The organism is Streptomyces sp. NPDC093544 (assembly GCF_040683495.1).
Taxonomy (GTDB): domain Bacteria; phylum Actinomycetota; class Actinomycetes; order Streptomycetales; family Streptomycetaceae; genus Streptomyces.
Map to the genome: position 1 here is coordinate 161,294 of NZ_JBFBEA010000006.1, position 21,234 is coordinate 182,527.

At 69.3% G+C, this 21,234-nt stretch carries 19 protein-coding genes and 1 riboswitch; of the genes, 3 read left to right on the forward strand and 16 right to left on the reverse strand.

Annotated features, from left to right (window positions below; all coding sequences use genetic code 11):
• Positions 1-95: 95 nt before the first annotated feature.
• From AB0N66_RS10750 to AB0N66_RS10785, 8 genes are all read right to left on the reverse strand, one after another.
• On the reverse strand, positions 96-1,289 hold the full coding sequence (locus AB0N66_RS10750; protein WP_365431731.1) for a glycine C-acetyltransferase: 1,194 nt from the start codon (positions 1,287-1,289) through the stop codon (positions 96-98).
• 19 nt (positions 1,290-1,308) lie between these two features.
• Complete coding sequence (gene tdh / locus AB0N66_RS10755) at positions 1,309-2,337, reverse strand: L-threonine 3-dehydrogenase (protein ID WP_365431223.1); 1,029 nt, start codon at positions 2,335-2,337, stop codon at positions 1,309-1,311.
• Between the two features lie 250 nt (positions 2,338-2,587).
• Entirely contained in the window at positions 2,588-3,205 is a 618-nt protein-coding gene (locus AB0N66_RS10760) for a GAF domain-containing protein (protein WP_365431226.1), read from the reverse strand.
• Between the two features lie 132 nt (positions 3,206-3,337).
• Entirely contained in the window at positions 3,338-3,937 is a 600-nt protein-coding gene (locus AB0N66_RS10765; protein WP_365431228.1) for an ATP/GTP-binding protein, read from the reverse strand.
• Entirely contained in the window at positions 3,915-4,286 is a 372-nt protein-coding gene (locus AB0N66_RS10770; protein WP_365431231.1) for a DUF742 domain-containing protein, read from the reverse strand. The genes AB0N66_RS10765 and AB0N66_RS10770 overlap by 23 nt, the downstream gene beginning before the upstream one ends.
• A 2-nt stretch (positions 4,287-4,288) precedes the next feature.
• Entirely contained in the window at positions 4,289-4,723 is a 435-nt protein-coding gene (locus AB0N66_RS10775; protein ID WP_266835426.1) for a roadblock/LC7 domain-containing protein, read from the reverse strand.
• 80 nt (positions 4,724-4,803) lie between these two features.
• Positions 4,804-7,074: an ATP-binding protein gene (locus AB0N66_RS10780; RefSeq protein ID WP_365431234.1), complete on the reverse strand. Its 2,271-nt coding sequence runs from the start codon at positions 7,072-7,074 to the stop codon at positions 4,804-4,806.
• A 393-nt stretch (positions 7,075-7,467) separates the two neighbouring features.
• Entirely contained in the window at positions 7,468-8,703 is a 1,236-nt protein-coding gene (locus AB0N66_RS10785; protein ID WP_365431237.1) for an MBL fold metallo-hydrolase, read from the reverse strand.
• A 338-nt stretch (positions 8,704-9,041) separates the two neighbouring features.
• Between AB0N66_RS10785 and AB0N66_RS10790 the strand changes: the two genes are divergently transcribed.
• Positions 9,042-10,220, forward strand: a complete 1,179-nt coding sequence (locus tag AB0N66_RS10790) for a Glu/Leu/Phe/Val dehydrogenase dimerization domain-containing protein (RefSeq protein ID WP_365431240.1) — start codon at positions 9,042-9,044, stop codon at positions 10,218-10,220.
• Between the two features lie 83 nt (positions 10,221-10,303).
• On the forward strand, positions 10,304-10,924 hold the full coding sequence (locus AB0N66_RS10795; protein ID WP_365431243.1) for a TetR/AcrR family transcriptional regulator: 621 nt from the start codon (positions 10,304-10,306) through the stop codon (positions 10,922-10,924).
• A 223-nt stretch (positions 10,925-11,147) separates the two neighbouring features.
• On the opposite strand, the gene AB0N66_RS10800 is transcribed toward AB0N66_RS10795, so the two are convergent.
• Both AB0N66_RS10800 and AB0N66_RS10805 read right to left on the reverse strand, forming a co-directional pair.
• Positions 11,148-11,933, reverse strand: coding sequence for an SGNH/GDSL hydrolase family protein (locus AB0N66_RS10800; protein ID WP_365431734.1), 786 nt, complete (start codon positions 11,931-11,933; stop codon positions 11,148-11,150).
• Between the two features lie 272 nt (positions 11,934-12,205).
• Positions 12,206-13,156: a LysM peptidoglycan-binding domain-containing M23 family metallopeptidase gene (locus tag AB0N66_RS10805; protein WP_365431246.1), complete on the reverse strand. Its 951-nt coding sequence runs from the start codon at positions 13,154-13,156 to the stop codon at positions 12,206-12,208.
• A 4-nt stretch (positions 13,157-13,160) separates the two neighbouring features.
• Positions 13,161-13,336, reverse strand: a riboswitch (cyclic di-AMP (ydaO/yuaA leader).
• 575 nt (positions 13,337-13,911) lie between these two features.
• On the opposite strand from AB0N66_RS10805, the gene AB0N66_RS10810 reads away from it, so the two are divergent.
• Positions 13,912-14,709 (forward strand): tyrosine-protein phosphatase, encoded by a 798-nt coding sequence (locus AB0N66_RS10810; RefSeq protein ID WP_365431249.1) that lies wholly within the window; start codon positions 13,912-13,914, stop codon positions 14,707-14,709.
• A 31-nt stretch (positions 14,710-14,740) separates the two neighbouring features.
• Here AB0N66_RS10810 and AB0N66_RS10815 read toward each other — a convergent pair whose 3' ends face one another.
• From AB0N66_RS10815 to hpnH, 6 genes are all read right to left on the reverse strand, one after another.
• Positions 14,741-14,893, reverse strand: a complete 153-nt coding sequence (locus AB0N66_RS10815; RefSeq protein ID WP_365431252.1) for a DUF6126 family protein — start codon at positions 14,891-14,893, stop codon at positions 14,741-14,743.
• Positions 14,890-15,540 carry an XRE family transcriptional regulator gene (locus tag AB0N66_RS10820; RefSeq protein ID WP_365431255.1) on the reverse strand — a complete coding sequence of 217 codons (651 nt, stop codon included), beginning with the start codon at positions 15,538-15,540 and terminating at the stop codon, positions 14,890-14,892. Before AB0N66_RS10820 ends, AB0N66_RS10815 begins: the two co-directional genes overlap by 4 nt.
• Positions 15,541-15,656: 116 nt before the next feature.
• Positions 15,657-17,126 (reverse strand): aspartate aminotransferase family protein, encoded by a 1,470-nt coding sequence (locus tag AB0N66_RS10825; RefSeq protein WP_365431258.1) that lies wholly within the window; start codon positions 17,124-17,126, stop codon positions 15,657-15,659.
• Complete coding sequence (dxs, locus tag AB0N66_RS10830) at positions 17,123-19,018, reverse strand: 1-deoxy-D-xylulose-5-phosphate synthase (protein ID WP_365431261.1); 1,896 nt, start codon at positions 19,016-19,018, stop codon at positions 17,123-17,125. The genes AB0N66_RS10825 and dxs overlap by 4 nt, the downstream gene beginning before the upstream one ends.
• A gap of 28 nt (positions 19,019-19,046) precedes the next feature.
• On the reverse strand, positions 19,047-20,204 hold the full coding sequence (ispG, locus tag AB0N66_RS10835; RefSeq protein WP_365431264.1) for a flavodoxin-dependent (E)-4-hydroxy-3-methylbut-2-enyl-diphosphate synthase: 1,158 nt from the start codon (positions 20,202-20,204) through the stop codon (positions 19,047-19,049).
• A gap of 4 nt (positions 20,205-20,208) precedes the next feature.
• The gene (gene hpnH / locus AB0N66_RS10840; RefSeq protein ID WP_365431267.1) at positions 20,209-21,231 is read right to left on the reverse strand and encodes an adenosyl-hopene transferase HpnH; all 1,023 of its coding nucleotides are present in this window, start codon (positions 21,229-21,231) and stop codon (positions 20,209-20,211) included.
• Positions 21,232-21,234: the final 3 nt, after the last annotated feature.

Consider the following 21,234-nt stretch of genomic DNA (forward strand, 5'->3'; position numbering starts at 1 on the left):
GACCGATTCTCTCAGGTCGAGCGAACAGGTCGAGCGAACAGGTCGGACGAACAGATTCAGACGAACAGATCGGGCGAACCGGAACCGGCCCCCGCTCAGGCGTCCAGCTCCGCGCGGGCCGCCACGAACGCGTCCACCGCCCGATTCACGTCCGCCGTCGAGTGCCCGGCGGACAACTGCACGCGGATACGCGCCTGCCCCTGCGGCACGACCGGGAACGAGAAGCCGATCACATACACACCGCGCTCCAGGAGGAGCTCCGCCAGGCGCCCCGCCCTTGCCGCATCCCCGATCATGACGGGCGCGATCGCGTGGTCGCCGGGGAGGATGTCGAAGCCCTCCTCGGTCATCCGGCGGCGGAACAGCGCGGTGTTCTCGGCGAGTCGGATCCGCAGGTCGTCCGCCGACTCCAGCAGGTCGAGCACCTTGAGGGAGGCGGCGGCGATCACGGGGGCGAGCGTGTTCGAGAAGAGGTACGGCCGCGAACGCTGGCGCAACAGCGCGACGATCTCGGCGCGGGCGGCGACATAACCACCGGAAGCACCGCCGAGCGCCTTGCCGAGCGTGCCCGTGATGATGTCGACGCGGTCCATCACGCCGTGCAGTTCGGGGGTGCCGCGGCCGCCGGGGCCGACGAAGCCGACGGCGTGCGAGTCGTCGACCATGACCATGGCGTCGTAGCGGTCGGCGAGGTCGCAGATCTCGCCCAGCGGAGCCACGTACCCGTCCATGGAGAAGACGCCGTCGGTGACGATCAGCCTGCGCCGGGCGCCCGCCGCCTCCTTCAACTGTCGCTCCAGGTCCGCCAGATCACGGTTGGCGTACCGGAAGCGGCGTGCCTTGGACAGGCGGATGCCGTCGATGATCGAGGCGTGGTTGAGGGCGTCGGAGATGACCGCGTCCTCGGCGCCGAGGAGGGTCTCGAAAACGCCGCCGTTGGCGTCGAAGCAGGAGGAGTAGAGGATCGTGTCCTCCTGCCCGAGGAACCCGGACAGCCGCTGCTCCAGCTCCTTGTGCACCTCCTGCGTACCGCAGATGAAACGCACGGACGCCATGCCGTAGCCCCAGCGGTCGAGGGCCGCGTGGGCGGCGGCGACGACCTCGGGGTGGTCGGCGAGGCCGAGGTAGTTGTTGGCGCAGAAGTTGAGGACCTCGCCTGGACGCCCGCCCGAGGTGACGCTCACGGTCGCCGACTGCGGGGTGCCGATGACGCGCTCGGGCTTGTGGAGACCGGCGGCGCGGATCTCGTCGAGGGTGGTGCGCAGATCGTCGCGTACGGAATCGAACATCATCAGTTCCTTCAAGTCCTCAGAGGGTCCAGTCGAGGATGACCTTGCCGCCGCGGCCGCTCGCCGCGTCGGCGAAGGCCGCCTCGTGGTCGCGGTGGCCGTACCGGCCGGTGATCACCGGTGCGAGGTCGAGGCCGCCTTCGAGGAGGACCGACATCGCATACCAGGTCTCGAACATCTCGCGGCCGTAGATGCCCTTGATCGTGATCATGGAGGTGACGATCCGCGACCAGTCGACCGGGAACTCCTCGGCGGGCAGGCCGAGCATGGCGATCCGGCCGCCGTGCGTCATGTTGGCGATCATGTCGCGCATCGCCTCGGGACGCCCCGACATCTCCAGGCCGATGTCGAAGCCCTCGCGCAGCCCCAGCTTGCGCTGGCCGTCGGCGATCGTCGCGTCCGAGACGTTGAGGGCGAGGCTCGCGCCGATCTTGCGGGCGAGCTCCAGTCGTTCCTCGCTGACATCGGTGACGACGACGTTGCGGGCACCCGCGTGCCGGGCCACCGCGGCGGCCATCAGGCCGATGGGTCCGGCGCCGGTGATGAGTACGTCCTCGCCGACCAGCGGGAAGGAGAGGGCCGTGTGCACGGCGTTGCCGAACGGGTCGAAGATCGCGGCGATGTCGAGGTCGACGGGGACGCGGTGCACCCACACATTGGCGGCGGGCAGGACCACGTACTCGGCGAACGCGCCGTCACGGCCGACGCCCAGGCCGACGGTGGCACGGCAGAGGTGACGCCGCCCGGCCTGACAGTTGCGGCACTTGCCGCACACCAGATGGCCCTCGCCGCTGACACGGTCACCGATCCGGATGTCGGCGACGTTGCGACCGATCTCGACCACCTCGCCGACGAACTCGTGCCCGAGTACCAGCGGCGTCCGGACAGCCTGTTGCGCCCAGCCGTCCCAGGACCGGATATGCAGATCGGTGCCGCAGATTCCCGTCCTGAGGACCTTGATCAGTACGTCGCCGGGGCCGGCCTGCGGCTCCGGAACGTCCACGAGCCAGAGCCCGGGCTCCGCCTTCTCCTTGACCAGCGCCTTCACGCCACGGCTCCTGTCAGTGAGGTCCCGGAGCAGGGCACGCCGAAGCGGCCGGCCCATGCCAGGGAGAGGGGTGAGATCCCCTAGAAATCTGCCGTACGAGGGCGCCCTGGTCCATCGAGGATTTCTTAAGCGCGGCCACAGCTCTGCTTCACACCGCCTCGCGCTTCACACCGCCTCGCGCTTCACGCCGGCCCGCGCTTCACTCCCCCCGCGCTTCGCGCCGCCCCCTCGCTTCACGCCGCCCCGCGCTTCACTCCTCCAGTAGCAGGCCGCTCTCCCGGAGCTCGATCTGCTCGACCAGCTCCGCCGCCATCGACTTGATGGTCTCAAGGCCCGCTCTCCCCCAAGGGCGCGGCTCTGTGTCGACGGCGCAGACCGTGCCGAGGGCGATACCCGTGTGGTCGATCAACGGGGCGCCCAGGTAGGAACGGACACCGATCTCGTCGACGACGGGATTACCGGCGAACCGCGGGTAGTCGCAGACGTCCTCCAGGACCAGCGCCTTACGTCGGACCACCACATGGGGGCAGAAACCATAGTCGCGTGTCAGACAGCGGCCCACGCCAAGGCCTGAGCCGTCCGCTGCTGTGGCGGCCCTGAGCAGCCGGTCACCCGAGCCGCCGGCACTCGGGCCACTGCCGTCCGGGGTGTGCAGGCCCGCGAAGAACTGCCGGTTCTCGTCGATGAAGTTGACCATCGAGTACGGCACGGCGGCGACCTCGGCGAGTCTGTCCGCGAAGGCGTCGAAGGCGGGCTCCGCACGCTCCCCCAGGCCCAGCCGGCGCAGCCGTCGCACCCGGGCGGGAGCGTCCTTGTCCTCCGGGGTCAACAGCAGACGACCGGCAGGACGCCGGGGCTCGTAACTCATATACGGGCTCCACGACTTGGGGCATGTGTCATACGCGAGCTCCACTACTGGGTACGGGCGTCAGGTGCGGGTTGCGCAACTCGGGGCGGGAGCGCGTCAGATGCGGGTTGCGTGACTCGGGGCGAGCGCGCGTCATGTGTGGGCTCCGTGGCTCGGTGAGTGGGCCGGCGCATGAGCCAGAAGGTGCCGCACCAGGACGAGCAGGGTCTGCACGCCCGAGCTGGAGATCCGGGCGTCGCAGCGCACGATGGGGATCTCGGGATCGAGGTCGATGGCCGCGCGCACCTCCTCGGGGTCGTAGCGGTGGGAGCCGTCGAACTCGTTGACCGCGACGATGAAGCCGAGACCGCGCTGTTCGAAGAAGTCGACGGCCGCGAAGCAGTCCTCCAGGCGGCGCGTGTCGGCGAGGATCACCGCGCCGAGCGCCCCCTCGGAGAGCTCGTCCCACATGAACCAGAACCGCTCCTGCCCCGGCGTCCCGAACAGATACAGCACGTGTTCCGGATCGAGGGTGATGCGGCCGAAGTCCATCGCCACGGTTGTCTCCACCTTGTTCTCGACGCCGTCGAGACTGTCGGTCGCGGCACTGACCGTCGTGAGCAGCTCCTCCGTGCTGAGCGGCGCGATCTCGCTCACCGCGCCGACGAAGGTCGTCTTGCCGACTCCGAACCCTCCGGCCACGAGGATCTTCAGCGCGGTGGGGAACGGGTCAGAGCTGTCGTCGTAGTCCATCGAGCACTGCCTCCAGAAGAGACTGGTCAGTGGGGTTGTGGTCGAACACGGGAGGCTTCGTCGTCAGCGCCCCGCAGTCGACGAGGTCGGACAGCAGCACCTTGGTGACCGCTGCCGGCAGCTTCAGGTGTGCGGCGATCTCCGCGACCGAGATGGGGGCCCGGCACAGTTCGAGTGCCAGGGTGTGCTCGGGCCCGAGATAGCCGAGGGGGGTGGCGCCGGTGGCCATCACCTGCGACAGGAGGTCGAGCGCGGTGCTGGGCCGGGTCCGGCCGTTGCTGACCGTGTAAGGGCGCACCAGCCGACCGGCCGCGTCATCGAGCCAGGGCCCGTCGCCGGCCGCGGCCACGCTCAAGGCCTCATCGCCGAAGGTTCGGCCGCGGGCTGACGGGGTGCGGTCATCAGGTACGGCCGGACGCTCTTGACCAGCATCGCCATCTCGTAGCCGAGCACCGCCGCGTCGGCCTCACGCCCGGCGAGTACGGCGAGACAGGTGCCGGATCCGGCCGTGGAGACGAACAGCAGGGTCGAGTCGAGTTCGACGACGACCTGCCGTACGTCGCCGCCGTCGCCGAAGCGGATGCCCGCGCTGCGGCCCAGGGAGTAAAGGCCGGAGGCCAGCGCGGCCATGTGGTCGGCGCTGTCCGTGTCGAGGCCGTGGACCGACTTCACGAGTCCGTCGCAGGACAGGAGCACCGCGCTCGTGGTGTGCGGCACGCGCTGCACGAGGCCGCTCATCAGCCAGTCGAGATCGGATACATGGCCGGTCGGCGCATCGCTCGCCATGGGGGATCGACTCCTTGAGGTACGCAGGTCCGCGAGAGCGGTGGGTGTGGGGGTGGGGGTGGGGGTGGAGAGGCCACTGGTCATCCGGCCGGTGCGCTCCCGTCGTGCCGGGTGGTGAAGTCCTGTCCGGTCGCAGGCCCGGACGCGGCGTCGCGCGCCCCCTGCGCCTCGTGCGGCGCGGGCGCATGGGTCGTGTGCGCCTCGGCTATACGCGCCGCACCGACGGGCGCTCCGGGCGACCCGTCAGGCTGCGGCCCGCCCGCCGGAAGCACATCCATCGGCCGTACGCCCATGGGGGCGGCGTCCGCGGACGTCACGCCGTCGACTCGCGCAACCCCATCCATGGGCCGCTCATCCATATGCAGCCCTTCCACGTGCGAGGCAGTCCCGTGGGGTTGCTCCACGTGCGATCGCTCCATGTGCGAGGCATCCACGTGGAGTTGCTCCACGTGCGATCGCTCCCTATGGGAAGCGCCGAGAGCGTTCACGTGGGTGTGACCCATATGGGCCACACCCACGACCGGCGAATCCACCCGAACGACTTCCAGCGGCGGCAGCGTGGCCGAGCCGCCCAGGGGCCGAGCCTCCATGCCCGAGGGCTCCGCGCGCGCCGATTCCGCGTGGGCCGATTCCGCGTGGGCCGCCTCCGCGAGCCCGATCCCGCGCTGGAACGCCGCCATGAGGCCGGGGTCGTGAACCGCGACGTACTCCGTGTCCTGGCGGGGTGCGGGCCCGTCGCGCAACTGGGGTGCGATGTGTTCCTGGGCGCGCCGCGTGGGCAGTTGAGGCTTGCCCATGCCCATGGTGCCGCGGACCACACCGTCCCGTGCTGTGGGCGGCATCCCCTCGTTCTCCGTCACCGCGTGCCGGTCGTCGGGACGGATACCGGGCACGGCCTCGGCCGGATTGGGCCGCTCCACGCGGGTACCGCGCATGGGCAGCGGCGCCGGACCACCGCGCCCCGCAGTCATCGCGCCATGCGGCGCCCGGTCCCGCTGTGTCTGGCGAGGCATGGCGGAAACCGCACCGCTCCCGGGCGGCGCGGGCGACTGGGCCGCCTGCGTGGCCCCCGAGCTCGCCGACAGGCGCCGGCCCCCGGCCGTCTCATGGGGCTGCGCCCGCGTCACGTCTCCGGGGTCACCCTGCGCCGTTCCCAACAGGGCCTGCGGCACGACGAGTACGGCTTGGACACCGCCGTAGATATTGGTCTGCAGCCGTACGTGGATGCCGTGCCGTCGCGCGATCTGCGAAACCACGAACAACCCGATGCGGCCGTCCTGGAGCAGGCTGGCGACATTGACCTGGTCGGGGTCTGCGAGCAGGGCGTTCATCTTGTTCTGTTCGCCCAGCGGCATGCCGAGGCCCCGGTCCTCGACCTCGACGGCGAGTCCGGAGGTCACGAGGTTGACGCGCAGCAGCACTTGAGTGTGCGGGGCCGAGAACACCGTGGCGTTCTCGACGAGTTCGGCCAGCAGATGGATGACGTCGGCGACGGCGTGTCCGCGCAGGGTGCCGTCGATCGGAGGCACCAGTTTGACCCGCGAGTACTGCTCGACCTCGGCGATCGCGGACCGCAGCACCTCGGTCATGGAGACGGGGTTGCTCCACTGGCGGCGCGAGACGGCCCCGCCGAGCACGGCGAGGTTCTCGGCGTGCCGCCGGATGCGGGTGGCGAGGTGGTCGATGTGGAAAAGACCCTTGAGCAGATCCGGGTCCTCGATCTCGTTCTCGAGCTCGTCGAGGATCGAGATCTCGCGGTGCACGAGGGACTGAAGCCGCCGCGCCAGATTGACGAAGACCTCGACCTTCTGCTCGCTGCCCGCGTGGCTGGAGAGCTGCGCGGCCTGTACGACGGCCGTGATGGCACCGTCGTGGGCGCGGGAGAGGTCGGCGGCGAGCAGCTCGAAGTCGTCGGCGTCCGCGGGCGGCTGGCGATGCGCCTTGCGTGCGGGCGGACTCTCGCCCCGGCGCAGTCCCTCGACGAGGGCGTGCAGTTCCCCCTCGGTGCGGGCGCTGGTGCGGCGCAGGGCGCGTATCCGGTCCCGTACGGACATGGCGGCGCGGTCGGCGGCCACGGCGGCGATCACGATGCCCACGAGCGCCACGCCCAGCGCTCCCGCGAGCACGGCCCACAGCGTGAGGCCGGGCCGTGCGCCGGTGGAGCGGACGGTGAACAGCACGGCGGCGCACGCGCTGAGGGCCACCGCGGTCGGCGGCAGCACCGCCAGGCGCAGCAGTTGGGGCCGTAGGTGGGTCTCGGGCAGCGAGGGGGCTGTGTGGGCGACCGGCCGTCCGTGCCGTCCGCCCTCACGGCGGTCTGCGCGTGCGGCCGGTGCGCGAAGGTGAGACATCGGCGTCCTTGTACTGGTACGTCGGGGGTAGGGGACCGACAGGTCGGACATCCCCTGGGGCTCCCGCGGGTCTGCTCGACTCCGTCGTGCGTCATCGCGGTGCCGGTCGAGAAGAACCGAAAAACTCGACCCCTCGTCGCCCGACGGCAACTGACAGTAGTCGGCAACGCATCATGTGCGGTGGGCAGTTGACAAAGTCCCCCGGGCTGGGTCCCGCTCTGGTATGAGCCGTCGTACGACAGACCGATAACAGCCTCGGACACGCGTTCCCGTAGAGCATGGATTCGATCAGAGCTGGTCAGAAGCGGTCAGCGGCAAACGGCGAGGGCCGAGGAGCAATGTGCTCCTCGGCCCTCGCCGTCGATCGGAAACGCGGTCCTGGTGATCGGGAATTCAGCCCGCGGGCACCGTTTCCGGCTCCCCGGTGCCCTCCGCGGTCCCAGCGGCGGCGTCACCCGGTGTGTTGGCCGCGGTCTTCTCCGCGGTGGGCCATCCGCCCTCCGGCGCGACGGCCACGGCGCGCCACCAGGGCTCGGACGGGACGGTCTCGGCCGTCGGTTCGAAGGGCTCGCCGGGGCGGGGCAGCGCGACCCGTGCACCGACCGCGTCGGCGGCGGCGACGGTCCCCTCGCCGGGCTCCGCCCAGGGGTGGGCCGCCAGATTGAACGTCGCCCAGTGGATCGGCATCATGACGCCGCCGGGCCGGCCACCCTCAAGACCCTGCCGCCCGCCCTGAAGATCCAGATGGGCGCGCATGCCCTCCTCGGGCGTCATGTGGATGTCGGGCCAGAACTCGCTGTACGCGCCGATCTGGATCATCGTGGCGTCGAACGGTCCGTGCTCGGCGCCGATGTCCTTGAAGCCCTCGAAATAGCCGGTGTCACCGCTGTGGTAGATCCGGTGCTCATCACCGGCCACCGCCCAGGACGCCCAGAGCGTGTGCTGGGTGTTGCGCAGGCCCCGGCCGCAGAAGTGGCGGGCGGGGGTGGCGGTCAGGGAGATGCCGCCGATCTTCGTCGACTCGTTCCAGTCCAGCTCGCGCAGCCGGTCCGACGACACGCCCCAGTGCTCCAGGTGGGCGCCGACACCGAGCGGCACCGCGAACACGGTGTCCGTGCCGGCCAGGGCCTTGATCGTGGGCAGGTCGAGGTGGTCGTAGTGATCGTGCGAGATGACGACGACATCGACGGGTCCGAGCGCGGCCAGCGGCAGCGGTACTGGATGCAGCCTCTTGGGTCCGGCGAAGTCGAACGGGGAACATCGCTCGCCCCAGACCGGGTCGAAGAGCACACGGTGCCCGTCGATCTCGGCGAGCACGCTGGAGTGCCCCATCCAGGTGATCCGCAGCCCGCTCGGCGCGGGCTTGGCGAGGTCGGCGAGCGTCGTGGCGTGCACCGGCACCGTGCCGGCCGGGGCGCGCTGGACGCGCTCTTCTTTACGGAAGTAGGCCTTCGCGGCCTCGCGCATGGCGCCGTCGGGCCGCGGGGTACCCGCCGGGTTCTTGAAGACACCGTCCGCGAAGTTGGGCGATCTGCGGATGCGCGCCAGACGCTCACCACTCGGATCCGCGCCGAAGGCGGCGGGCCGCAGCGCGCGGAGCCCGGAGCTCAGGGGACGGAAACCGGTCACAGTACCTCCAGGTGGAGTCAGTCAGGCTTTCATTATCGTCGCCGCCCCTGACAGCGCCGGGGCAGCCCCGTCACAACGTGATGTCCGTGACCGTACGGCCTGTATCTCCTCAACCCCGCGGAGCGCCCGCTTCTTCCTCGCCTTGGGGGTGGGCGCGTGCCCGTTTCCATGACCAGGAACTCGATTACTGACTGGCTGTTCAGTACGCGTACTGTGACCATCCGGCCCCGCCCATCCGGCCGCCTTTGAAGACACCATGTACCGAGGGCTCCGACACCCCCACGGCGGTGGGCCTCGCGCCGGCCGGCCACCTGATCGCCGTATCCCGAGGAGACCCCGTGACCGCTCCCCTGATGACGCTCACCTGGACCGACCACGTCACCGGCCATCAGGGCTTCCTCGTGGTCGACCGGCTCGTACGGGGTGTCGCCAGCGGCGGACTGCGGATGCGCAAGGGCTGCACGCTCGACGAGGTCGCCGGACTCGCCCGCGGCATGACCATGAAAGAAGCCCTGCACTACCACCCCGAGGGCCGCTACATCCCGCTCGGCGGCGCCAAGGGCGGCATCGACTGCGATCCCCAGGACCCGGCGGCGTACGAACTTCTGGTGCGCTACCTGCGGGCCATGCGCCCGTACATCGAGAGCTTCTGGACCACGGGCGAGGACCTCGGCCTCACCCAGGACCTGGTCGACCGGGCCGTCGTGGAGGCGGGCCTCGTCTCCTCCATCCAGGCCGTGTACCCGCTGCTCGACGACGAGGTGACGGCGAGACGGCGGCTCGCGGACGCGTTCGCTGTCGAGGTGGACGGGATCGGGCTCGATGAGCTCGTCGGCGGCTGCGGTGTCGCCGAGTCGGTGCTCGCGGCCCTGGACCGCGCCGGGATGCCGTACGCGGGGACGCGCGTCGCCGTGCAGGGCCTTGGCACCATGGGCGGGGCCACGGCACGCTTCCTCACGCGCGCGGGACTCACGGTAGTGGCAGTCGCCGACATCAAGGGCACGATCGGCAACCCAGACGGCCTCGACGTCGACGCGCTGCTCGCGGCACGGGACGTGTACGGGACGGTGGACCGCTCGGCGCTGCGCCCGGCCGACCGTGAACTGCCGGGCGACGCCTGGTTGTCGGCCGAGGCGGAGGTACTGGTGCCCGCCGCGGTCTCGTACGCGATCGACACCGTGAACCAGCAGTTGATCGGCGCCCGCTGGATCGTCGAGGCGGCCAACATGCCCGTTCTGGCCGAGGCGGAGGAACTGCTCGCCGCTCGCGGCGTCACCGTCCTGCCGGACGTCGTGGTCAACTCCGGCACGAACGCCTGGTGGTGGTGGACGCTGTTCGGCGACATCGGCGCGGACGAGGACGAGGCGTTCAGGTACATACGGCGCTCCATGCGCGCCCTCATCGACCAGATGCTGGCCCGCGCCGAGGCCGACGGGACCACTCCGCGGGCGGCCGCGCACGCCATCGTCGCCGACCGGCTGCCGGTGATCGCCGAGCGGTTCGGCTGGTACGGATGACCGCGTCGGGGCACCGGTATCGCCTGCTCGACCCCGGCGACCCGACGCCAACACCCCCTCTGGCGAGGGATTAGGGTTGCCGCGTGGCAAGAGTGCGGTTGAACGTGGCGGAGCGGCGTGAGGAGTTGCTGCGCGCCGCCGTCGAGCAGATCGAGGCGCGGGGTGTGGCGGCGGTGCGGATCGCCGATGTGGCATCGGCGCTCGGGGTGAGCAACGCGCTGGTGCTGTATCACTTCTCGACCAAGGAGAAGCTGCTCGCGGAGGCGTTCACCTACGCCGCCGAGGACGACCTCGCCCATCTGCGCAAGCTGCTCGGCCGTCGTACCTCGGCCCTGCGCCGGCTGCGGGCGGCGGTGCGCTGGTACGCGCCGACCGGACAGGCCAAGGGGTGGCGGCTGTGGATCGAGGGCTGGGCGGCGGCACTGCGCGAGCCAGCGCTCAGGGAGGTCACGTGCTACCTCGACAAGCAGTGGAAGGCCGCGATCATCGAGGTGATCGCGGAGGGAGTGGCCGCGGGTGAGTTCCGCTGCCCGGACCCCACCGGCACGGCCCTTCGGCTGACAGCGCTGCTCGACGGGCTCGCCGTGCAGATGACCGTGTACGAGGGTCCGGTGTCGCGGGCTCGGACCCATGAGTGGGTGGACGAGGCACTCGCGCGCGAACTCGGCCTTGAGCGGGAGGCCTTGACGGCGACGGTGCGCTGAGAGGCGTACCTCTTCCGTCGGACACTCCGAACCACCGCCGGTGCCACGGCCCGCTCCACCTCGTACGTCTGGCAAAGCTCGTACGCCTCAGGAAGCTCGTACGCCCGCTGGCTCTCCTGGAAGACGACGAGGGGTGGTGCGCGGCGTCGAAGTTCCAACGCCGCGCACCACCCCTCGCCCGTCCTGCGCCACGCTGCTGTGCAGCCCGGCATCACAGCCCGGCTCAGGCCACCGCGTCGATCCATGTCCTGATGTCGTCCGGCGAGAGCGTCCCCTTGGCCGCCACATGGTCCCCGGAGGACTCGCCACGCAACCGCCGCCCGATCCACGGGACCAGGTACTCGCGCGCCCAGTGGATGTTGTCGCGCCGGACCTCGAGCGTGCCGCGCGGCGGGAGCGGCGGCCACGGCTGGTCCGGGTCGGCCGGTACTTCGAGGCCGAGGACCTGGCCGGCCCGGAGCGCGACGCGGGTGTGGCCCTCGGGTGACAGGTGGAGGCGGTCGCCGTCCCAGGCGCGGCGGTCCTGAATCGTCTTCAGGGACCACAGGTCCAGGACGGGGCAGCCGTACCGGTCGGCGATGGCCCGTAGATGCCCGTTGTACGTGGCGATCTTGCCGCGCATGTGTTTCAGCACGGGCACGCCACGGGTGTCGAAGCCGGTCGTCACCAGGACGGTGCCGACGGCGGAGGTGATGTCGGCGATCGCGCGCTCGAAGCGCTCCGCGACTTCGTCGGGGTCGACGCCGGGCCGGATGATGTCGTTGCCGCCCGCGCAGAAGGAGACCAGGTCCGGCGCGAGCTCCTTCGCCCGCGAGAGCTGGTGTTCGATGATCTGGTCGAGCAGTTTCCCGCGGACGGCGAGGTTGGTGTAGGTGAAGTCGCCCTCGGGCCGCCGGTCGGCGAGCAGTACCGCGAACCGGTCCGCCCAACCGACAAAGGCCCCGTCAGGCCCGGGGTCGCCGACGCCTTCGGTGAAGCTGTCCCCCACCGCTACGTACGACCCGATCACTGATCTGTTGCCACTCTTCGAATCGTCTGCCACATCGGCCCATGATTCACCTTCGAGTGTGAGCTACGCGACCGTAAGAAGGGGTTGACGGAGGGTGAGATAAGCCACTCATAAAGTCTGGGTCAAGCTCGGAATAAGGGCCCCGCGGGGGTAGTTGAACAGCCGCCAGGTCTGGAACTCCCTGCGCGAGAACGCGGCACGCTGATCACGAAACGCTGAAGGCCGGACCCCGGGGATCGTGGGGTCCGGCCTTCAGTGGCAAGGGAGAGGCGTCAGCCGACGGTGACACCGTGCGAGCGCAGGTACGCGACCGGGTCCACGTCCGAGCCGTAGTCCGGCGTGGTGCGGATCTCGAAGTGCAGGTGCGGTCCGGTGACGTTGCCGGTCGCCCCGGAGAGGCCGATCTGCTGCCCCTCGGTCACGGTCTGGCCCGCCGAGACGGAGAGGGAGGAGAGGTGGGCGTACTGCGAGTACTGGCCGTCGGCGTGCTGGATGACGACCTGGTTGCCGTACGCGCCGCCCCAGCCCGCCGAGACGACGGTGCCCGCGGCGACGGACTTGACGGTGGTGCCGGTCGGGACCACGAAGTCCACGCCCGTGTGGTAGCCGCTGGACCACATGCTGCCGGCGACCTTGTAGCCGGTGCCGATGGTGGCGCCCTCGACCGGCAACGTGTAGCCGGAACTGCTGCTGGAGTCCGCGGTGTCGTCGGCCTTGGCCGTGGGCTCGGCCGCCGTCTTGACGGACGACTCGGATGCCTTCGACGACTTCGACGCCTCGCTGGACGACTTGGCCGTGTCGCTCGACGTGGTGGCCTTCTTGCCGATCGACAGCTTCAGACCCGGGTGGATCAGAGCGGGGTCCTCGCCGACGGCCTTGCGGTTGTCCGAGTACAGCTTCTTCCAGCCGCCGCTGACGCTCTGGTCGTCGGCGATCTTCGAGAGGGAGTCTCCGGCCTTTACCGAGTAGGTCTTCGTTGCAGTCTTCGTCGCGATCTTCTCAGCCGCGGCGGGAGCGGAAGTGGCGGCCTTCCCAGAAGCCGTCGTGGCAGCCGTGGCAGCCTTTTCCGAAGCCGAGGAAACCGTGGAAGCCGAGGTCGCGGCATGGGCCCCGGTGGCCCCTATGAGCGGCAGCGCGAGCGCGGCGCCACCCGTTCCGGCCACGGCGATCGAGCGCGTGAAACGCTGGGACTTGGGACGGCGGTGCTTACCCTTCGCGGGCATGACGAATTCCTCTCCGGCGCCTGCGAGGTGAGCTGTCGGGTGCGGGCTGGAGATGCCCGGCCGCGCGGCAGCGCGGCTATACCCCTAGCCGTTCCGGAGACCGGAACAGGCGTGGAACCTGTGGGTCCCCCGCTCCTGCCACATACGGGTGAGTGTGCGGATTCCGGGCGGCGGCAGGATTGGGCGTCCGTCCGGATTGAGGGCGAAGGTAAGCGAAATGAGACCGCGTCGACAACCATGTGGGTTTTCTGTGCAGGCCCCGCCCTTGATCCATTTTCGGAATTACCGTCACCCTCTGTGGACAAAACACCTCTCGGGCCTGTCAAATCACCAGGGAATTCCGGCGGGTTGACAAAAAGACGTCGCAACACATCGTCACGAATATGACGCTGCTCACGCACGTCGGCCCAGGATGCCTTATTCCAGGGCCAGTTGGAATGAAGCAGTTAATTCGGACAGAACAGCTATATGCGACACGGTCGGATAACTGTCACATCGAGACCCCTGTCCGGCCCTCGTCCGGCCCTCGACGGGATACTCCTCGCGGCCGTTGAAGTCATCGCAGATGTGATCAGGCGCGACCGGCTACCAATATCATCGCGCGCCCGGCGCCCCGGAGGCACAGCTCCGCACCTGGGAAGACACCGCCTGTGGACAACTTATTGCCCCAGGAACCCATGTCGTATCGTCGAGAGCGCAACGTCCGTCGGCGGGCGACGCCGAGCAGCGCCGACGGCTGACTGGGAGGAGCCCCCGTGACACAGCAGGTCCCGTCGACCGAACCCGAGCTGACCGCTGTGCGCAACTTCCGGGACGTGGGCGGCCTGCCCACCGTGGACGGCCGCCGGGTGAAGTACGGGGTGCTGTTCCGCAGCGGACATCTCGCGCACGCCACGGAGGACGACTCGGCGTTCCTCACCTCCCTCGGCCTGCACACGATCTTCGACTTCCGCAACGCGGCGGACCAGAAGCTGGAGGGTCCGGACGTCGAGCTGCCGGGCGTGCGGAACGTGAATCTCCCGCTGACCGACCCGGCTGACGGATCCGAGTTCTGGAAGATGGTCCGCGACGGCGATCTTGAGCAGCTGCGCGCGCTCCTCGCGGACGGCAAGGCGGCGAACCGGATGATCAGGTCCTACCGCGCCATCATCAAGGAGCGCACCGCCGAGCATTCCCAGGTGCTGCGCTCGCTGGCCGAGGACAGCGTGCCCGCGCTGATGCACTGCGCCGCGGGCAAGGACCGCGCCGGCCTCTCCATAGCCGTGACACTCCTCGCCCTCGGCGTCGAGCGCGAGGCCATCGTGGCCGACTACCTGGAGTCGAACGCGACGCACCGTCGCTACAAGGTCCACCGCAGCAGTTCCTCCGCATCGGCCTACTCGTCGGAGGTCATGGAGCTGCTCAGCCCGCTGTTCGACGCGCGCGCCGAGTACCTGACCGCGGCCTTCGAGACGATCGAGGAGACCTGGGGCAGCGTCGACGCCTACCTGGAGCAGGGGCTGGGGATCACCCCTGAGCTGCGGGACCGGCTGCGCGAGCGGCTCCTCGACTGACGCAGGTCTCCCGGTCCCGGCTGACGTGCGCCTACTGGTTCTGCGCGCCCAGCGTGAACAGCAGGTAGACGAAGCCCGCGAAGAGGTGGCCGACGGCGACGTAGATGATCAGCCGCACCCATAGCGCGCGGGGGAGCTTGTCGTCCATGTCGCGGCGCGGGCCGGATCCGGTGGGTTCGATCATGGCGTCTCTCCTGGGGTCGCGTGCTCCGTCACCGGGCCGAGGCACAGCGCGGTGGTGGGGCTCTGCAGCAGGGTGTGTACGAAGAGGAGCTCGGCGCCGTCCCGGTCGGCGGCGGCGATGCGGTGCGGGGTGAGCGAGTCGAAGTGCGCGCCGTCCCCCGGGGCAAGCACATGCGCGCTGTCACCGAGGCGCAGCCGCAGTCGCCCCCTCAGGACGTGGAGCCACTCCTCACCGGGGTGGACACGCACGATGTCGCCCTGCGAGCCGTACGGGACGTGCACGCGCAGGGCCTGCATCCCGCGGCCCGAGCCGCCGGCCTGCCAGTAGGTCCAGCCGCCCGCCGCGGTCGGCTCCATGTCGCCGGCGCGCACCACGGCGTCACGCTCGGGGACCGTCTCGCCGAGCAGCTCGGAGACCGTCGTACCGTAGATACGCGCGAGTGCGAGCAGCATCGGCAGCGAGGGCTGGCGCTGCCCGGTCTCCAGGCGCGAGAGGTGGGCGGGCGACAGCCCGGCGGCACGAGCCGCGGCCTCCAGGGTCAGGGAGGCATGGCGGCGCAGCCCACGCAGCTGGGGTGCGACGACGTGCAGCTCGTCAGCGGTCCCCTGCGGGGGAGGGGAAGGGTCCATGCCCTCGGCGGTGCTCATGCCTCCATTGAGCCCGAGCCTTACCTCTGAGGCAAATTTCTTGCCTCAGAGGCAAACACCCGACGGTTCGGCATTGCCCGCACTCCCAGCAGTTCAGTTCACCACTGCCCGCACTCTCAGCGGTTCGCCACCGCCTGCTTCACCAGGGTCTTGCCGAAGTCCCACATCAGCCCGCCCCCGCCGTGCGCGTCGTCCATCACGGCAGTGAAGGCATCCACGAAGCGGTCCACGTCCCGGTCGTCGATGACCAACGGCGGGATCAGTTTGATCACCTCCAGGTGATCGCCGGAGACCTGGGTGAGGATGCGGTGCCGCTGTAGCAGCGGCACGACCACCATCTGCGCGAACAACCCCTTGCGTGCGGCTTGCAGCATCGTCCAACGGCTGCGCAGCTTCAGCGACTTGGGCCGCCCGAACTCGATGCCGATCATCAGCCCCCGGCCACGTACGTCACTCAGCAGCTCGTACTTGTCCACGAGCGCCGCGAGCCGGGACTTCAACTGCTCCCCCGTGGCACGGGCGTTGGCCACGATCTGCTCGTTCTCCATGACCGAGAGCACGGCAAGGCCCGCCGCCATGGCCTGCGCGTTCGACCCGAAGCTCGCCGAGTGCACCAGGACCCGGTCGATCGACGAGTAGACCTTCTTGAAGATCCAGTCCTTGCCCAGCGTGGCGCCGACCGGCACATAGCCGCCCGACAACGCCTTGGCCACACACACCAGGTCCGGCTCCACACCCTCCTCGTGCTGATAGGCGTAGAAGTCCCCGGTCCGCCCCAGCCCGGTCTGCACCTCGTCGACGATGAGCAGCGCCTTGTGCTTGTGCAGCAACTCCTGGGCTGCGCGCAGATATCCGGGCGGTGTCTCGTGAACCCCCTTGCCCTGGATGGGTTCGACGATGAGCGCGGCAACGTCGCCCTTCTTCAACTCCGCTGCCAGGGCGTCGAGATCACCGAGCGGGACGGCCGTGTCGGGGAGCAGGGGCGCGAAGCCGTCGCGGAAACCGTCCTCGCCGTTCACGGACAGCGACCCGGTGGTCAACCCGTGGAAGGCGTGCGGGCAGTACAGGATCCGCGGTTTCCCGGTCGCGTATCTGGCGAACTTCAGCGCGGTCTCGACAGCTTCCGTACCGCTGTTGCCGAAGAACACCCGGTCCAGATGCGGACTGTGGACGAGCAGCCGCTCCGCGAGCAGCCCGGGCAGCGGCTGGCAGTCGAAGCGGGTGAGGTCGGCGAGCGAGGCGTCGAGGACGTCGTGCAGCGCCTGGCGGACCACGGGGTGGTGGCGGCCCAGGCCCATCACCCCGAACCCGGCGAGCATGTCCAGGTAGTCCGCCCCGTCCGCGTCCCAGAAGTGCGCGCCCTCGGCCCGCTCGTACACCTTGTCGAAGCCGATGGTGTGCAGCATGCGCGGGAGCTGGTGGTTCAGGTACTTGGCGTGCAGCTCGTAGCGCTCGGCTCCGCGTTCGGCGAGCAGCGCACCGAGGTCGAACTCCTGCGCCCCGGATGGGGACTTCAGGGAAGACGACTTCCCGGAGGAGGAGGTCTCCTCAGAAGACGACTTCCCTGAAGCTGAAGGGATGGTCATTCCTGTTTCTCCTTGGACAGCTCGTCCTTGACTGCCAGACCGGCGCTGATCCGCCCGGCGATCTCGACCGGCGTGAGACCTATGTCGGCCAGCACCTCAGCACGCTTGGCGTGCGCGAGGAACTGCTCCGGAATGCCGAACCGCCGTACGGGTACGTCGACTTCAGCGTCCCCGAATGCCAGCGCGACCGCCGAGCCGACCCCGGCCGCCCGGCTGTTGTCCTCGACGACGGCCACCATGCGGTGCTCGGCGGCAAGCCCGGGCAGCGAGGGATCGACCGGCTTGACCCAGCGCGGGTCGACGACGGTGCACCCGATACCGCGGGCTTCGAGCAGCTCGGCGGTCTGGAGGCAGACCGGCGCCATGACGCCGACGGCCACCAGGAGCACCGACGGCCGGTCCCCCCGGTGCAGGACATCCATCCCGCCGACATGGTCGACGGCCGGGATGGCCGGCCCCACCGACTCCTTCGGGAACCGGATCAGCGTCGGCGCGTCGTCGACGGCGACCGCCTCCCGCAGCTGCGCCCGCAGTTGGTCGGCGTCGCGCGGCGCGGCGATCCTGAGCCCCGGCACGACCTGGAGGATCGACATGTCCCACATGCCGTTGTGCGAGGCACCGTCCACGCCCGTGACTCCGGCCCGGTCCAGGACGAAGGTGACACCGCACCGGTGTAGTGCCACATCCATCAGGAGCTGGTCGAAGGCGCGGTTGAGGAAGGTGGCGTAGACGGCGACGACGGGATGCAGTCCGCCGGTTGCGAGCCCGGCCGCGGACACCGCGGCGTGCTGCTCGGCGATGCCGACGTCCCACACCCGGTCGGGGAACTTCTCGGCGAACTTGCCGAGCCCCACCGGATGCAGCATGGCCGCCGTGATCGCCACGACGTCCTCGCGCTCCGCCCCGATGCTGACGATCTCGTCGCCGAACACCGAGGTCCAGGAAGGTCCGTTGGAGGGCGCGAGGGGCTCGCAGGTGAGCGGGTCCATCACACCGACCGTGTGGAAGTGGTCCTCCTCGTGCGCGAGCGCGGGCTCGTATCCGCGCCCCTTCTCCGTCAGACAGTGGATCAGCACAGGACCGTGGAAACGTTTCGCACGTCGCAGCGCGGACTCCACGGCCCCCACGTCATGCCCGTCGATCGGCCCGACGTACTTGAGCCCCAGGTCCTCGAACATTCCCTGCGGCGCGAAGGCGTCCTTGAACCCCTTCTTCGCTCCGTGCAGCGACTCGTAGACGGTGTTCCCGATGACAGGCGTGCGTTGGAGTACGTCCTTGCCCCAGGCGAGGATCTGCTCGTAGCTGTCCGTCGTACGCAGGGTCGCCAGGTGATTGGCGAGACCGCCGATGGTCGGCGAGTACGAGCGCTCGTTGTCGTTGACGACGATGATCAGCGGCCGGTCCTTCGCCGCGGCGATGTTGTTCAGCGCCTCCCACGCCATGCCCCCGGTGAGCGCGCCGTCGCCGATGACCGCGACGACGTGCCTCTTCTCGCCCTGCACCTGACGGGCCTTGGCCAGCCCGTCCGCCCAGCCGAGCACCGTGGAGGCGTGACTGTTCTCGATGATGTCGTGCTCGGACTCCTCACGCGACGGGTAGCCGGACAGGCCGCCCTTGCCGCGCAGCTTGGAGAAGTCCTGACGCCCCGTCAGCAGCTTGTGTACGTAGCTCTGATGGCCGGTGTCCCACAGGATGCGGTCGACGGGCGACTCGAAGGCCCGGTGGAGCGCGATGGAGAGTTCCACCACCCCCAGATTGGGCCCGAGGTGACCGCCGGTCCTCGCGACCGCGTGCACCAGGAACTCCCGGATCTCATCGGCCAGTTCACCGACCTCCGCCTCGGACAGCGCCTTCAGGTCGCGTGGTCCCCGGATGCTCTCCAGAATCGTCACGCTCGGGCCCCCTCTCGGTCCGTGCTGATCAACTCACGGTGACGGCCGGTTCGCCGGACGCGACGCCGTCGTTCTCCATCTGCTCGGCGATCTTCATCGCCTCTTCGATGAGGGTCTCCACGATCTTCGACTCGGGCACGGTCTTGACGACCTCACCCTTGACGAAGATCTGCCCCTTGCCGTTGCCGGAAGCGACCCCCAGGTCCGCCTCCCGCGCCTCACCGGGGCCGTTGACGACGCAGCCCATGACCGCGACGCGCAACGGGACCTCCATCCCCTCCAGGCCGGCCGTGACCTCGTCGGCCAGCTTGTACACGTCGACCTGGGCGCGCCCGCAGGACGGGCACGAGACGATCTCCAGGCGCCGCTCCCGCAGCCCGAGCGACTCCAGGATCTGCATGCCGACCTTGCACTCCTCGGCGGGCGGCGCGCTCAGGGACACCCGGATGGTGTCCCCGATGCCCTCGCTGAGCAACGCCCCGAAGGCGACAGCCGACTTGATGGTCCCCTGGAACGCCGGTCCCGCCTCCGTCACACCGAGATGCAGCGGGTAGTCGCACTGGGCCGCCAGCTGCCGGTACGCGTTGACCATGACCACGGGGTCGTTGTGCTTCACCGAGATCTTGATGTCCCGGAACCCGTGCTCCTCGAAGAGCGACGCCTCCCACAGAGCCGACTCGACGAGCGCCTCGGGCGTCGCCTTGCCGTACTTCTTCAGCAGCCGCTGGTCGAGCGACCCGGCGTTGACCCCGATCCGGATCGGAGTTCCCGCGGCGGAGGCCGCCCGCGCGATCTCCCGCACCTTGTCATCGAACTGCTTGATGTTGCCCGGATTCACGCGGACCGCCGCGCAGCCGGCGTCGATGGCCGCGAACACGTACTTCGGCTGGAAGTGGATGTCCGCGATCACCGGGATCTGCGATTTCTTGGCGATGGTCGCGAGGGCGTCCGCGTCGTCCTGTGTGGGACAGGCGACGCGGACGATCTGGCAGCCGGACGCGGTGAGTTCCGCGATCTGCTGCAAGGTGGCACCGATGTCCGACGTACGCGTCGTCGTCATCGACTGCACCGACACCGGCGCTCCGCCCCCGACCGCCACCGGTCCGACCTGGATCTGCCGCGAGACACGGCGCTCCGCGATCGGTCGGACCGGCACCTCGGGGAGGCCCAAGGAAATGGCGGTCATGACGTCACACGCGGCTTTCCATGAAGGTCTCGCGTGAGGCGCGGATGGACTCCTTGAGGGAGCTCATGGTGGCGAGGACGGCCGTCGGCTCGTAGCCGCAGTGCGCCATGCAGTTGGCACACCGGTCGTCCTTGCCGCGGCCGTAGGAGTCCCAGTCGGTCTCCTCCAGGAGTTGCTTGTACGTCTGTACGTACCCGTCGCTCATCAGATAGCAGGGTTTCTGCCAGCCGAAGAGCGAGTAGCTCGGGATCGCCCAGGCCGTGCACGGGAAGTCGACCTTGCCTTCCAGGAAGTCGAGGAAGAGCGGGCTGTGGTTGAGGCGCCAGCGGCGCCGGTTGCCGCCCGCGAAGGCCTTCTTGAAGAGCTCCCGGGTCTGCTGGACGCCGAGGAAGTGCTCCTGGTCGGGAGCCTTCTCGTAGGCGTAGGCGGGCGAGAGCATCATCTCGTCGACCTTCAGGTCGTCGTTGAGGAAGTTGAGGACCTCGATGATGGTCTGCGGGGTGTCGGTGTTGAAGAACGTCGAGTTGGTGGTGACCCGGAAGCCGCGGCGCTTGGCCTCCTTGATGGCTTCGACCGCCTCGTCGAAGACGCCTTCCTTGGCGACGGACTCGTCGTGCCGCTCGCGCAGCCCGTCGATGTGCACGGCCCACGCGAAGTACGGCGAGGGCTTGAACTTGTCCATCTTCTTGCGCAGCAGCATCGCGTTGGTGCACAGGAAGACGAACTTCTTCTTGGCCACCAACTGCCGCACGATCTCGTCGATCTGAGGGTGCATCAGCGGTTCGCCGCCGGCGATGGACACCATCGGCGCGCCCGACTCGAGCACCGCGCCCACGGCCTGGGCCACGGGCATCCGCTGCTTCAGCACCCCGGCGGGGTGCTGGATCTTCCCGCAGCCCTCGCACGCGAGGTTGCAGGCGAAGAGGGGTTCCAGCTCGACGATCAGCGCGAACTTGTCCCGCTTCCTGAGCTTCTGTTCAAACAGGTATGCAGCGACCTTCATGGACTGCCGAAGTGGCATGGCCATCTG